This is a genomic window from Sphaerisporangium sp. NBC_01403, assembly GCF_045040145.1.
GTDB lineage: Bacteria > Actinomycetota > Actinomycetes > Streptosporangiales > Streptosporangiaceae > Sphaerisporangium > Sphaerisporangium viridialbum.
In genome coordinates this window covers 7,920,441-7,932,646 of record NZ_CP109534.1, presented here as the reverse complement: position 1 = coordinate 7,932,646, position 12,206 = coordinate 7,920,441, and the positions used below count along the sequence as shown (strand labels likewise).

General features: G+C 66.0%; 16 protein-coding genes and 1 tRNA gene. 7 read left to right on the top strand and 10 right to left on the bottom strand.

Going from position 1 to position 12,206, the window contains the following annotated elements; all coding sequences use genetic code 11:
- Window positions 1-113 precede the first annotated feature (113 nt).
- Together OG589_RS35645 and OG589_RS35640 are read left to right on the top strand one after the other, a co-directional pair.
- Complete coding sequence (locus OG589_RS35645; RefSeq protein WP_405142672.1) at window positions 114-683, top strand: zinc-binding alcohol dehydrogenase family protein; 570 nt, start codon at window positions 114-116, stop codon at window positions 681-683.
- A 2-nt stretch (window positions 684-685) separates the two neighbouring features.
- Window positions 686-1,048, top strand: a complete 363-nt coding sequence (locus OG589_RS35640) for a zinc-binding dehydrogenase (RefSeq protein WP_405142671.1) — start codon at window positions 686-688, stop codon at window positions 1,046-1,048.
- Between the two features lie 241 nt (window positions 1,049-1,289).
- Here the strand turns inward: OG589_RS35640 and OG589_RS35635 are convergent, their stop codons facing one another.
- The 5 genes from OG589_RS35635 to OG589_RS35615 form a co-directional block, all read right to left on the bottom strand.
- Entirely contained in the window at window positions 1,290-1,889 is a 600-nt protein-coding gene (locus OG589_RS35635) for an RICIN domain-containing protein (protein ID WP_405142670.1), read from the bottom strand.
- A 423-nt stretch (window positions 1,890-2,312) separates the two neighbouring features.
- Entirely contained in the window at window positions 2,313-2,696 is a 384-nt protein-coding gene (locus tag OG589_RS35630; protein ID WP_405142669.1) for a DUF1801 domain-containing protein, read from the bottom strand.
- Between the two features lie 193 nt (window positions 2,697-2,889).
- Window positions 2,890-3,411 (bottom strand): phospholipase, encoded by a 522-nt coding sequence (locus OG589_RS35625; protein ID WP_405142668.1) that lies wholly within the window; start codon window positions 3,409-3,411, stop codon window positions 2,890-2,892.
- 405 nt (window positions 3,412-3,816) lie between these two features.
- The gene (locus OG589_RS35620) at window positions 3,817-4,194 is read right to left on the bottom strand and encodes a barstar family protein (RefSeq protein WP_405142666.1); all 378 of its coding nucleotides are present in this window, start codon (window positions 4,192-4,194) and stop codon (window positions 3,817-3,819) included.
- An 8-nt stretch (window positions 4,195-4,202) separates the two neighbouring features.
- Entirely contained in the window at window positions 4,203-4,616 is a 414-nt protein-coding gene (locus OG589_RS35615) for a ribonuclease domain-containing protein (RefSeq protein WP_405142665.1), read from the bottom strand.
- A 636-nt stretch (window positions 4,617-5,252) separates the two neighbouring features.
- On the opposite strand from OG589_RS35615, the gene OG589_RS35610 reads away from it, so the two are divergent.
- Together OG589_RS35610 and OG589_RS35605 are read left to right on the top strand one after the other, a co-directional pair.
- A complete protein-coding gene (locus tag OG589_RS35610; protein WP_405142663.1) occupies window positions 5,253-5,693 on the top strand; it encodes a TIGR03668 family PPOX class F420-dependent oxidoreductase in 441 nt (146 codons plus the stop codon).
- A gap of 52 nt (window positions 5,694-5,745) precedes the next feature.
- Window positions 5,746-6,201, top strand: a complete 456-nt coding sequence (locus tag OG589_RS35605; protein ID WP_405142661.1) for a MaoC family dehydratase — start codon at window positions 5,746-5,748, stop codon at window positions 6,199-6,201.
- Here OG589_RS35605 and OG589_RS35600 read toward each other — a convergent pair.
- Window positions 6,198-6,830, bottom strand: coding sequence for a response regulator (locus OG589_RS35600; protein ID WP_405142659.1), 633 nt, complete (start codon window positions 6,828-6,830; stop codon window positions 6,198-6,200). The two genes, OG589_RS35605 and OG589_RS35600, sit on opposite strands and share 4 nt — an antisense overlap.
- A complete protein-coding gene (locus tag OG589_RS35595; protein ID WP_405142657.1) occupies window positions 6,827-8,077 on the bottom strand; it encodes a sensor histidine kinase in 1,251 nt (416 codons plus the stop codon). The genes OG589_RS35600 and OG589_RS35595 overlap by 4 nt, the downstream gene beginning before the upstream one ends.
- A 136-nt stretch (window positions 8,078-8,213) precedes the next feature.
- On the opposite strand from OG589_RS35595, the gene OG589_RS35590 reads away from it, so the two are divergent.
- Window positions 8,214-8,741, top strand: coding sequence for a hypothetical protein (locus OG589_RS35590; RefSeq protein ID WP_405142655.1), 528 nt, complete (start codon window positions 8,214-8,216; stop codon window positions 8,739-8,741).
- Here the strand turns inward: OG589_RS35590 and OG589_RS35585 are convergent.
- Window positions 8,734-9,315 carry a sensor histidine kinase gene (locus OG589_RS35585; RefSeq protein ID WP_405142653.1) on the bottom strand — a complete coding sequence of 194 codons (582 nt, stop codon included), beginning with the start codon at window positions 9,313-9,315 and terminating at the stop codon, window positions 8,734-8,736. The genes OG589_RS35590 and OG589_RS35585 overlap by 8 nt on opposite strands.
- Window positions 9,316-9,500: 185 nt before the next feature.
- Here OG589_RS35585 and OG589_RS35580 point away from each other — a divergent pair, with 185 nt between their 5' ends.
- Both OG589_RS35580 and OG589_RS35575 read left to right on the top strand, forming a co-directional pair.
- Complete coding sequence (locus OG589_RS35580) at window positions 9,501-9,734, top strand: RNA-binding S4 domain-containing protein (protein ID WP_405142651.1); 234 nt, start codon at window positions 9,501-9,503, stop codon at window positions 9,732-9,734.
- 482 nt (window positions 9,735-10,216) lie between these two features.
- Window positions 10,217-10,292 (top strand) — tRNA-Arg (locus OG589_RS35575).
- 158 nt (window positions 10,293-10,450) lie between these two features.
- On the opposite strand, the gene OG589_RS35570 is transcribed toward OG589_RS35575, so the two are convergent.
- The gene (locus OG589_RS35570) at window positions 10,451-11,140 is read right to left on the bottom strand and encodes a hypothetical protein (protein ID WP_405142649.1); all 690 of its coding nucleotides are present in this window, start codon (window positions 11,138-11,140) and stop codon (window positions 10,451-10,453) included.
- A gap of 291 nt (window positions 11,141-11,431) precedes the next feature.
- A complete protein-coding gene (locus tag OG589_RS35565; protein WP_405152194.1) occupies window positions 11,432-11,767 on the bottom strand; it encodes a tyrosine-type recombinase/integrase in 336 nt (111 codons plus the stop codon).
- Window positions 11,768-12,206 lie beyond the last annotated feature (439 nt).

Here is a 12,206-nt window from a genome sequence, read left to right as displayed (position 1 = left end):
GTTGTCGCCCTCCATGGCCGGGTCAACTTCATGACATTGGGCTAATGGGAGCACTCTCCCGGACGGAATGTGCCCCCTGCTCTTGATCCGGACAAGTGGCTAGCCTGGCCGTCATGAGAGCTATTGGCTTCATCGAGTTCGGCGGCCCGGACAAGATACAAGTCGTCGACGTCCCTGAGCCCCACGCCGGTCCAGGCGAAGTGCGCATCCGCGTCTACGCGGCGGCGGTGAACCCCAGCGACATCGCGCTGCGGGCAGGCCATTTCGGGCCCCCCAGGGATCGACCGCCCTACATGCCAGGGATGGACGCCGCCGGGGAGATCAGCGAAGTCGGCGAGGGCGCCCCCTGGCAGGTCGGGGACAAGGTGATGGCCCTCGTGCTGCCAATGGGACCGAACGGCGGCACCTACGCCGACCAGATCGTCGTACCGGCCGAGTCGGTGGTCCGGATACCGGAGGGGGCGGGCTTCTTCGCCGCCTCGACGCTGCCGATGAACGGGCTCACCGCCAAACTGACGCTCGACCATCTCGACCTCTCGCCAGGCCAGACGATCGCGGTGACCGGCGCGGCCGGCATTTACGGCGGCTACGTCGTCCAGCTCGCGAAAGCCGCCGGGCTGCGCGTCCTCGCCGACGCCTCCGCGGCCGACGAGCAACTGGTCGCGACCTGGGCGCCGACGTAGTCGTGCGCCGCGGTGACGACGTTGCCGACCGCATTCGTGAGCTGCACCCCGAAGGCGTCGACGGTGTCGCCGATGGAGCACTCCTCAACGAGCGCATTGCCCCCGCGGTCCGTGACGGGGGCGGGATGGTCGTGCTCCGAGGCTGGGACGGCGACCCCGGACGCGGCATCAAGGTGCACAAGGTGCTGGTGATCCTTTCGGCCAAGGACACCGCCGCGCTGGATTGGCTGCGGCAGCAGGCCGAGGCGAAGGCCGTGACGCCGCGGGTCGCCCGGGTGCTACCGGCTGAGCAGGCCGCCGAGGCGCACCGGCTGCTCGAAGCCGGCGGTATCCGTGGGCGCCTGGTGCTCGACTTCAGCTCCTGACCGCAGAATGCCTTCCACCCAATGATTGCTGCCCTCTCCAGTCATCAGGAGAGGGCAGCAAGGTGATTTCTCGATGGCTGTCTTTTGAGATCGTCACATTCGCAGGAAAGGGCCCGTGTAGAACGTTGTGCTAAGCGCGGCGGCGCTCGCCGCCGCACGGCCCGCCGCCCGCTCCGCCCCCGGGCGTGCGGCGTGGGCGCCGGTCCCGGCCGGTGGCGCGACTCCGAGCCGCCCGCAGAGATCAGGGCAAGGTGTCCTTGATTACGATCTGGCCATCTTCGATGACGAACTTCTGGTTGGTGTTGTTGGGGTCGCACTGCCACAGGTACACCTGGGTGCCGTTGCCGCGGCCGTTGGTGGCGTCCAGGCATAGGCGGTTGCCTGAGTTGAGGGTGGACTTGAGGATGATCTGGCCTCTCTGGATGATCCAGAGCTGGTTAGTGTTACCCACGCATTGCCACTGGTAGACCCGGGTGCCGTTGGTTCGGCCGTTGGAGGAGTCCAGACACATCACCTGGCTCTTGCCGATGGTGTCTTGCACCTTGATGAGGCCGTCCTCGATGACGAACTTCTGATTGGTGTTGTTGCTGTCGCACTGCCACTGGTACATCAGGGTGCCGTTGCCACGGTTGTTGCTGACGTCGACGCATATTGGGGGCCCGACCAAGGCGGTGCGGCTGGCGGGCTGGTGAGCAGAGGCCACCGCAGGCAGAGGGGTGACCGCGCCCATGGCGGCGGAGATGACGGCGGCGGCCAGCAGACGGCGAGCAAGCATGGATGCCTCCCAGAAGAGTTGATCAAGACTCAAGCCACCATGCCATAACGGATAGTTGTTGATCAATTACTGTGTGCATGCATCTTCGTGCGCCGCAATGTGATGCCAGCCAGAGACGAAGCTGTGGCGGTCATCGGGCGTCCGGGGTTGCAGTTTGGGTTGCAGTTCACCGCCGTACCGTGCCGTTCCAGTCGGACCGGTTGGGCACGTTGGTCCAGGTTGAACCGCATTGAACGGCCAAGATCCGAGCTGCTGATGCGGTTTGGGTCTACAGCCCATCCGGGGTTCAAATCCCGAGCCTCCGCACTCCAGAGGCCCTCACTCGATCTTCGAGTGGGGGCCTTTCTGATCCCCGTAAAGGGTTGCGGTTGCCTGCCGCGGATCACGGACGTGGGGGATCTCGCTGGAGATCTCCAGGCTGACAGCGCGGGTTGATCCGATCACGCCCCGCTCAGAAACAGGGCATGGATCCAGACGGGAGCCTCGCTGCTACGCCCGGAGCCACTGGTTGACCAAGGACACCACCGCTGTCTGCTGGGACTGGACGGCTTCCAGGTCTGGGAACGAGACCACACCCCGGTCAGGTGCGAGCCACGTCATCAGACCAGTCGGGTCCTGAAAGGCGAACTCAGCGCTGTCGGCTCGGACCTTCGCCCCACGATGGAAGATGAGTTGCAGCCGATCACCTGGCCGAAGGCGGAAGGTCACCCGGTCGTGTCCGTCATAGCGGAAGCTCGGGGCATTCCATTTCACATGCTCGGAGATATCCGCGTTCGACGCCAAAATCGCCGACCTCAGCTGTTCGACACCCGTCTTCAAGGGGTGATCGAGGGCCGTCATGAAGCGGTCGACCTCGCCAGACTTGTTTTGCACCTGCCGGCTCCTCTCATACAGCGCCAAAGAGCATGATGCCGCATGAGGTGGTCGCAAGTCTGGCCTGTGCTGTCGTGAACGGCCGTCGTACACGGGCAACGCCTCGACCATCGTCACGGCTACCTCCGGGTGTGCCGGGCCGGCACGAAGCCGGCCCGGCGGAGGCCAGGGAGTGGAAACGGAGCGGGATGAGCTACATCTCGGAGTTTTGGGCGGCTTGTTCAGCGTTCTGGCGGATTCGGTCGATCTGCGCCTGGGTGACGTTGAGGGTGCCGAATTCCCTGACCGCCTGGTAGTAGGTCCAGGCGATGCCGTTACAGGTGTTCCTGGGGATGGTGGAATATCCCGCGCAAACCTGCTTCATATCGAAGTAGAACGCGTCGTCGATGTGCGTCTTGTTCGCCGGGAACTGGTTAACCGCCTTGTAGTTGCGGTAACCGAAGTCGTGACGTCGGCATGGCATTCTGAAGTCGAAGCCGAGCGGCTGGTCGGGACTGGCCGAACAGAGGTCGGTCGACCAGTCGAAGGCATAGTCCGCCCAGCTCGCCTGGTTCTGCCAGGCAGAGCGCCAGCTGGCGGCGCTGGCCGCCGTGGGCTGGGAGAACTGGGAAAGTGCGGCGACCTTTTGCTCCAGTGTCACCGCGTAGGCGGGCAGCGTTAATCCGGCTAATGTGGCGAAGGAGAGGGCGACGGTCGCGAGGGCTCGCTTGAACATGGGGTCTGCCTTTGTTTGGGGGGTGCCTCTCAGGGCAGGTTCTACCACCGCCTACGATGAAGCGAAATGTCGTGAAACGCTGGAACGGATCTTCGTGAAGATCGGCGCGGGCATTCGTAAACAATCGCCCTTTACAAGAATTACAACATCCTGTAATGGCGTGTCTCGAAAGGTCGAGTCATGCGCGGTGGGCACCCTGCGCACGGTGACCCCAGGCAGCCGATGACCCGCGTCGCTGCCGTGCCCGTCAGGGGGTGATCAAGGGGGCCCGCAGTTCGGCTCCGGTGAGGTGACGGGCGCGCCAGGGGCACCCGTGGCCCCCTCTTGATCAGGTCTGCCACCGGCGAACGCCACGGAGCCAAGTGCGGATCGTGCCCGGTAGGACGCGGGCATCCGTTCCGCTGGTCAGGTCAGAGCGGCGGTGATTCGCCGGCGGAGGGGTGCTTCGTGGGAGGGGTCGGTGAGGAGCGTCAGGGTGAGGCCGGTTTCGGCGGCTTCGGCCAGGATCTCGAGCAGGGTGGCGAGCTGTTCGGGGGGCTCGGCACTGAGCAGGTCCTCGGCGTGCTCGACGATCACGGTGACGTTCCCTGTGCGGGTCGCGTCGCGCAGGGAGTCGGCGAGTGCGTCCCAGTTGCGGCCGAAGTACTCAGGAAAGCGCAGAGCCCGCGCCGCCTCCTCGAAGAAGGCGGCGCGGGTCTGGCATGAGCGCCCGTCGACGACCGCCGGCGCCGGGCCGGTGGACACCGTCAGCCATCGCGGCAGCGGACGTGCGGCGGATGTCATGGGAGTTCCTAGAGCTTGTAGAAGTCGGTGTAGTGGTTCGGCGAGAACCAGACCACGCCGGAGCTGCGGTTGACCACGATGCGGTACGCGTCACGCGCCGCGCCCTGCGCCCGCGAGTACACGTCGTACTCGTAGTAGGTGGCGCCGCTGGGGAGTTGGCCCTCTCGGTTCTGGAAGCGTCCGCCAGTGTAGTTGTACCTACCGTCGGGCCAGGTGTACCAGCCGGCGGTGGTGGGGTAGCCCTTGGCGGCCCAGTTCGCCTTGGCCGACCGCGCGTCGGAGCACCGGGAGATGGTGCAGGAGTTGATGACCGACGCGTCGGCGGGGGTGATGCCGACACCGCCGATCAGGGACGTGATGGCGGCCAGCATGATGATGAGCCGTGCGGGCCAGGAAGGTCGGGGGCGTTGCAGGGTGTGCACGAAGCCTCCTTGTGGGGGATGCGAGACGACCAACCCCGTAAGGATCACCGTCAAATCGGGTCAAATAAAGTCAAAGATCTCCAAAGGTATGGTGAACTCTTTGTGGCACCAGGCCGGAGCCGAGGTCGCGCTACGGGTGATGGTCTTCCTTGCCGCGCGAGTCAAGGCAGGCGAGATGATCAGCCGAGGAACTCTTGCGGGGGCGGGCGAAGGCCGAGCAGATCGCAGGTGTACCGGAAGATGGGCAGGCTCGGCTTGGCGGCTCCGGCTTCGCTGGAGGCGGTCACGTCTGGCAGATCGGTTGTCAGCCCGCCACACTCCGACAAATGGTGAAAAATCGTTCTCTTAGGCATGGGGAACATCAATCCACCGCGTGCGATTATGTCTCTGTCCCGGTCCAGGTGCCCCCCCTCCCTGGAGAACAGGCAGCAAGCCCATGGAAACGCCCCTTTCCGAATCGCCACCGCTCCCACGGCGGGACGAAGCCATACGCTGCGCCGAGGCCGAGTCCGGCAGTCGCTGCGTGCTGCCCCCCGGTCACCCGGGTGAGCACGTCTATCCTCGCCAGCCCGACACCTGACCGCCGTACCGGCGGTGATCACAGCCGGAGCGTACGCCGCGTGCTTGGATACGCGAGTGGCGACCCGTGGAGACGACCAGGCCCGCGCGAGGATGAGAGACGCGCGGGTGGCCAGGCTGGGCACGGTCGGGGAGGACGGGGCGCCGCACCTGGTGCCGGTGACGTTCGCTCTGGACGGCGATCGCCTCGTGACGGCCATTGATCACAAGCCCAAGCGGACCACCGACCTGCGGCGGCTGCGGAACATCCGGGCGAACCCGAAGGTGTGCGTACTGGTCGACCACTACGACGACGACTGGACGCGCCTGTGGTGGGTCCGCGCCGACGGCGAGGCCACCATCGTGGAGCGAGACGAGGAGCGAGACGAGGCGCGACTCCCCGCCCTCGCCTCGTTGGTCGCGAAATATCCCCAATATGCGGATCACGTGCCCCAGGGGCCGGTCATCCTGATCCAGATCACCCGGTACGCGAGCTGGTCGTACTCCGGAGCGCTCTAGCGCTGGGTGCCCGACCTCGCCGGGGTCCCGTCGGCAGAATAAGATTCCATGCATGCGGATCTTCGCGAACGTAAGCGAGCTCAAGGCGGCCACCGGCGAGCACCTGGGGTACACCGAGTGGCGTGAGGTCACCCAGGAGCAGGTCAACCTGTTCGCCGACGCCACTGACGACCACCAGTGGATTCACGTTGACATCGAGCGGGCCAAGGAAGGCCCGTTCGGCGGCCCCATCGCCCACGGCTTCCTCAGCCTCTCCCTGCTGCCCTCCTTCATGACGGAGCTGTTCAGAGTGGACGGCCTGAAGATGGGGATCAACTACGGGCTCAACAAGGTGCGTTTCCCGTCGCCGGTGCCCGTGGGAGCGAAGATCCGCGCGGGCGCCGAACTCCTGGACGTCAAGGGCACCCCCGCCGGCACGCATTCCAGCCTCCGCGTCACCATCGAGGTCCAGGGCACGACCAAGCCCGCCTGCGTGGCCGAGACCCTCTCGCTGTACGTCACCGACTAGACCGAGTACCCCGAGGATCCCGCGTACAGGATCGCCGCTTGCACCCGGCTGCGCAGGCCGAGCTTGCCCAGCATCCGGCTGACGTGGGTCTTCGCCGTGGCCTCGGTCATGGCGAGCTCGCGGGCGATCTCCGCGTTCGACAGCCCGCGCGCCACGCAGCCCAGCACCTCGCGCTCGCGCGGCGTCAGGACCTCCAGGTCGTACGGCCTGCGCTCGCTCGTCCCGGCGAACTCCGCGATCAGCCGCCGGGTCACCGAAGGCGAGATCAGTCCCTCGCCGCGCGCCACCAGCCGTACGGCCTGCACGAGGGCGTCCGCGTCGGTGTTCTTCAGCAGGAATCCGGCGGCCCCGGCGCGGAGCGCCCCGAAGACGTACTCGTCCAGGTCGAACGTCGTGAGGATGAGGACGTCGGCGATGCCGCTCAGCTCGCGGGTGGCCGAGATGCCGTCCATGCGCGGCATGCGGATGTCCATCAGGACGACGTCGGGCCTGAGCTCGCGCGCCATCCGAACGGCCTCCTCACCGTCCGCGGCCTCACCGGCCACCTCGATGTCGGACTGGCCTTCCAGGATCAGCACGACGCCGGCACGTACCGCCGCGTGATCATCGGCGACCAGGACCCTGATCATCCGCTGCCCTCCGTCGTGCGGGACGGCGTCTCACCCGCGACGGTCCCGGTCTCACGCGCCGTTCCGGCCCCGATGGTCTCGTACGGCTTCGCCTTGACGGGAAGCGCGGCGGCAACGCGCCATTCGCCGCCCATGCCCATCCTTGTCAGGGACGCTTGTCCTGCCGTGAACGAGCCCCCGACGAGCGCCGCCCGCTCCGCCATGCCGACGAGCCCCGCGCCGGAGCCCGGGATGCCGGCGGGCCTGTCGGCCGGCGGATTCTCGATGATCAGAGTCACCTCGTCCGGTCCGTAGTCGATCGTCACGCTCACCCGGCCGGTGCCGTGTTTGAGGGCGTTGGTCAGGGATTCCTGAAGGATGCGATAGCCCGCCAGCTCGATGGAGGCGGGGAGGTCACGCGGCGTTCCCGTGACGGCCAGTTCGATCGCCATGCCTGTGCGCCGGGACCGTTCGACCAGGTCGGTGGCATCCTTGAGGCGCTGCCCCGTCGGCCCCGCGTCGTCGCCCTCCGCGCGCAGCAGCCCGATCATGGTGCGCATCTCGGCCATGCCGCGCACGCTGTTCTCCCGGATGGACTCCAGCACCGTGCGGACGGCCCGGGCGTCGAGGTCCTCCCTGGCGATGACCGCGGCCGACTGGATGGCCACGGCGCTGAAGTGGTTGGCGATCATGTCGTGCAACTCGCGTGCCATGCGGGTGCGCTCGGACGTCACGGCCGCCTGGCGGTCCAGCTCGGCGAGCCGGGCAAGTTGGTCGGCTCGTGCCCGTTCGGCGATCGCCTGGTCACGATGCTGCCTGAGGGTCATGGCGGTCATGGTCGGGGTGACGAGGACCAGGCCGGCCTGGATCCCGCCGACCGCGAGCGCCGCCCAGTTCCTGGCGACGAATCCGGCTATCGCCCCGATCACGACGGCCAGCACCGAGGTCACGGCGAGGAGCCAGGTGGCGAGCCGGCGCGGGCCGTACAGGGCAGCCGCGTAGATGTTGTCCGTAAATATCAGGACAGTGCCGAGGGAGGGGCCGAGGCAGATGTCACCGGCGATCGCGATCACCCCGAGCACGAGGGCCGCCACGGGCGCGCGCCGCCGCACGAGCACGCCCAGACAGGTCACCGCCAGCGGGATCACCAGCAGCGGCGCGGGCTGGCCGCGGTGGATGTACGCTCCGCCGGCGAGCAGGACCAGACCGGCGGCGAGTGCCCCGACGGCCATCAACGCGTCCTGCCGCCCCGGATCCATGCCCTTCATACCACCATGTCCGAACGGCGTCCGGCACCATCTGCGGCACGGCCTGCGCGTACACAGAAAGATGTAGCCGGGCTCGTCCCCGCTGACGACGACGGCCGGGCGGGGCATGGCCAAGGCTTGAAGAGTGATTCTGGCTGTGATCGTCGCATGTGAGATCGGCTTCTGGGTGCTGCTCGGCCTGGGCCTGCTGGCGCGGTACCTCTTCCGCCTCCGGCGCCTGGGCGGCGTGCTTCTGCTGTGCGTGCCCCTGATCGACGTGGTCCTGCTCGTCGCCACCGTGGCCGACCTCCGCACCGGGGGCACCGCCACCTGGAGCCACGGGCTCGCGGCGGCCTACATCGCGTACTCGGTCGTGTTCGGCCACCGTACGCTGCGATGGGCGGACCAGGTGGCGGCGCACCGGCTCTCGGACGGCCCGCCGCCGTGGAAGCCTCCTGCGGGCGGCATGGCCAGGGCCAGGTACGAATGGGGCATCTGGCTGCGCATCGTCCTCGCGTACGGCATCGCGTGCGGGCTGCTGGGAGTGGCGATCTGGATGATCGGCGATCCGTCCCGCACGGCGGAACTCTCGGCGTTCATGGTCGGCCTGGCGAAGGTGCCCGCGATCGCGGTCCTGTGGCCGCTCAGCTACACCCTGTTCCCCAAGAAGGCGAAGGTCAGGTGACCTGCGAGCGGAACGGCAGCTCGGCGTGAACGCGCCATCCGCCCTGGTACGGCCCGGCCGCCACCGACCCGCCGATCTTGCTCGCGCGGCGTCGCATGGTGGCGAGCCCTTCGTGTGGACCCTTGGAGGCGGGCGTCTTGGCCTTCATGGCGTTGTCCACGGTGAGCGTGACCCGGTCGGGCTGGTAACACAGGACCACCGTGGCGTTCGGCGTACCGTGTTTCAGCGTGTTGGTCAGAGCTTCTTGGATGATCCGCATACCGGCGAGGTCCACGGGGTCGGGCAGCTCCTGGGGCGATCCGGCCAGATGGAGACGTATCGTCAGGCCGCCCTGGCGTGACGACTGCACCAGATCGGCCAGGGTCGGGCGCGGGTAGTCGTACTGCGCGCGGAGCAGCAGCCGGGTGAGGTTCGCGACGTGCTGGGAGTGCGCGTGCGCCGCCACCGCCCGGTTACGGCGCCTGAGAAGGAGCGCCGCGAGGATCACCGCGGCTCCGAGGCAGGTCAGCGCGATCGCCACGACGACCTGCGTCGAGGAGCCGACCATCGCATTCAACGCTGGCTGCTGATTCATGCCTTCAATCCGCAGGTCCGAGGGCCACGTCGCGTGACCCGAGGTGGTTCATTGCCGCCGAGCGCCGCCGCCACGCGCGGAACCGGGAAAGTTTGCAGAGCATTTGTCCGTTTACAACGGCTTTCCACCATCAATCCCATTCACGCCGCCGCTCTGGGCGCCGTGGGGCTGCCTATGCTGTGGGCGTGGACGAGAACTTCCTGGAGGACACCTTCCAGCTGCGCACTGACTACATACCGCTGTGCGACCTGCTGAAGTACTGCTCCGTCACAGAGAGCGGCGGCGAGGCCAAGCACTTCATCGCCGAGGGCAACGTCATGGTCGACGGCGACGTCGAGCTGCGCAAGACCTGCAAGATCAGAGCCGGCCAGGTCGTCAGCGGCATCGACTTCGAAATCCGCGTGATAGCCGCCCCCTGACCTGGTTGGGGCGGGGTTGTTCCTCCCGGCACCCGTGTGACCAGGGCACCCGGTTGCTTCCCACCCGACCCCCCGACTGCTTCCCACCCGACACCCCGACCCTCAGCGTCGGCACCCAGCCTTGCCTTCCCGAACGCCAGGCACTCCCGAACCAGATCGAAACGTCGGACAGTCCCGAACCGGACCGAACGGCGGGCAGGCGCGGTGATCTGGGGGCTTGCCGCAATGTGACCATCGAGCACACCCCTGTCGTGAGCACGGCTCGGCCGCGCGCGGTCCCGCTCGGCCTCGGCGATGGGAGGCTCCCACGGAGGCGCCCGCCGTGGATGGGGGCCTGACAGCGGGACGGGTCCCGACTTGGGCAACCGCGTCTGGATCTCGATCACCCACCCGCGGCCCGCCCGTCCCCTCCGGCGCCGAGCCGCTTCCATAACCGGTTCGGCACACCCGCGAAGACCCGCTATGCTTATCCAGGCAAGCAGGCGGCCGTAGCTCAATGGATAGAGCATCTGACTACGGATCAGAAGGTTACGGGTTCGACTCCTGTCGGCCGCGCCACAGGTCAAAGGCCACTTCCGATCTTCGGAAGTGGCCTTCTTGATCTCCATACAGCAGCGATGTACAGCAACGCGACCTCACACGGACGACCGTCTGCGGACATCACGTGTCGACTGCGCTTGCAGGAGCTGGGGAGGCCGCCCGCGCCAGCAGCTCGCTCAGGCGCCGTCGAGGTCATCCCGGAGGCGTTGGACCCAGTCCTCGGGGAAGACCTGCGCCAGACGCTCTTTGCTGATCTCCAACATCCCTTCCTTCGCCAGCGGAAGAAGCGCGCCGTCCTGCACCGCCGTGTGATTTTCCGGAGCCGGACAGATCAGGACGGCGAGGATCCGGCACGTCCGCTGTAACTCCTCGACCCCACTGGTGTAGATGATGCCCTTGATGGGCTCCCACGCTGTTCTTACAGCAAGAGTTACGAGGCCTCCAACAAGGGAGCTACGATGATCGGTTCTCCGAGATTTGATGATGGCGTCCGCCACATATTCAGGTACTTGGTCTAAAGCCTCAGCGAACTTTTCGATTCCCTCGGCCAGGGTGACGAGCAGGTCGCACCAAAAGTGATCGGTAAGTCTCCTTCTGCTTTCCCGTGGCTTATTGCCGCCGAACCTCTTGTCCAGTTCTCCGATGACGGTGCATGTGAGGAGGTCTCCGAGTTCCTGGATGAGGTCGATGGCGCTAGGATTTTCGGACAGCCAGTCGATAAGATCGACCGTTGCGCTATCGGTGGCCGCTTCCTGTCTGTGCCTGGAAGGTCCCCGCCGCCCCTTGGGAGGCGGGATGGTCGCCCATTTGGAGTCAGTGCGTTCTCTTGCCTTCTGGCGACTTGCGGGGGATGGGTCGCGAGCCAAGGTGATGCCGTGCGGCCAACCGTGCTGTGCTCCACCGCAGTCGGAGCATCGACACTGATGCTGCTTGGCGCGCTCGCAACTCTTAGGGTGCGTCATTCGCCCTCCATCGCATCCGGCATGAAGATGGGTTTTGCGGCTCGCCGGATCTCATTCTTTTAAATCACATATAACGGAAGGTTGAGTTATCCCGATGGCTAGTTCGGTATATCCACTTGGTTATAACTAGCCCATCTTTTGCATGAATAAGGCCCTTTGGGACGTCCCCAAAGGGCCTTTGAAGCTGAACTATCTCTAGTCTGGACCTTCGAGACTCTGATTGAGTCGGTCGAGTGCCTTACGGGTTTCTGGGGTGGGGATCTGTGTGTAGACGTCCATGGTCATCGAGATCTGCGAGTGACGAAGCACACGCATCGCGACCCGGGGATGTACATCGAGGGCCGCCAGGAACGAGGCACAGGTGTGCCGGGTGTCGTGGACCCGGATACGCGGAACGCCGGCATTCCGGCAGTGCGTATCGAAGGCCCGGTTGAAGTTGCGCGGTTCGATCGGAGTGCCGTTGCGGGTCGTGAACACGAGGTCCGAGACGTGCCACTTGTCGGCCGCCTTCTCTCGCGCGTTCTCTTGCATGTCGTCGGTGACGCAGTGCCGAGACGCAAAGTCCCAGCAGCGGCAGGGAAGCCGTCGAATCCTCAGTCTTGGTCGTGTTCCTATGGAGAAGCTGCCCACGGACCCGGGTGAGCTGGCGAGAGATCCACAGTTGCTCGCCGGCCAGGTCGACACAGTCCCAGGCCAGTCCCAGCACTTCGCCCCGTCGAAGACCAAGAACGAGGATCAGCACGTAGGCCGCATACAGGGGATCATCCTCCGCTCGAAGATGCTCAAGCAGCCGGCGAGCCTCGTCGACACTCCACACACCGTGTTGCCGCTTCTTCTTGGTCTTGCCAACGCCGGGCAGCGTGGTCAACGCGGCGACGTTCTTCGAGATCAACTCTTCGCGAATGGCGTTGCCGAGTGCAGAACGAAGGACCCGCCGAATGCTCGCGATCGTGCTGCGCGACGGATAGCC

Bases quoted from the DNA above. Each gene is read 5' to 3' on its own strand.
- OG589_RS35605 (WP_405142661.1), top strand. From the start codon at position 5,746: ATGCGGATCTTCGCGAACGTAAGCGAGCTCAAGGCGGCCACCGGCGAG.
- OG589_RS35620 (WP_405142666.1), bottom strand. From the start codon at position 4,194: ATGACATCCGCCGCACGTCCGCTGCCGCGATGGCTGACGGTGTCCACC.
- OG589_RS35595 (WP_405142657.1), bottom strand. From the start codon at position 8,077: ATGAAGGGCATGGATCCGGGGCGGCAGGACGCGTTGATGGCCGTCGGG.
- OG589_RS35645 (WP_405142672.1), top strand. From the start codon at position 114: ATGAGAGCTATTGGCTTCATCGAGTTCGGCGGCCCGGACAAGATACAA.
- OG589_RS35625 (WP_405142668.1), bottom strand. From the start codon at position 3,411: ATGTTCAAGCGAGCCCTCGCGACCGTCGCCCTCTCCTTCGCCACATTA.
- OG589_RS35565 (WP_405152194.1), bottom strand. From the start codon at position 11,767: ATGCAAGAGAACGCGCGAGAGAAGGCGGCCGACAAGTGGCACGTCTCG.
- OG589_RS35600 (WP_405142659.1), bottom strand. From the start codon at position 6,830: ATGATCAGGGTCCTGGTCGCCGATGATCACGCGGCGGTACGTGCCGGC.
- OG589_RS35585 (WP_405142653.1), bottom strand. From the start codon at position 9,315: ATGAATCAGCAGCCAGCGTTGAATGCGATGGTCGGCTCCTCGACGCAG.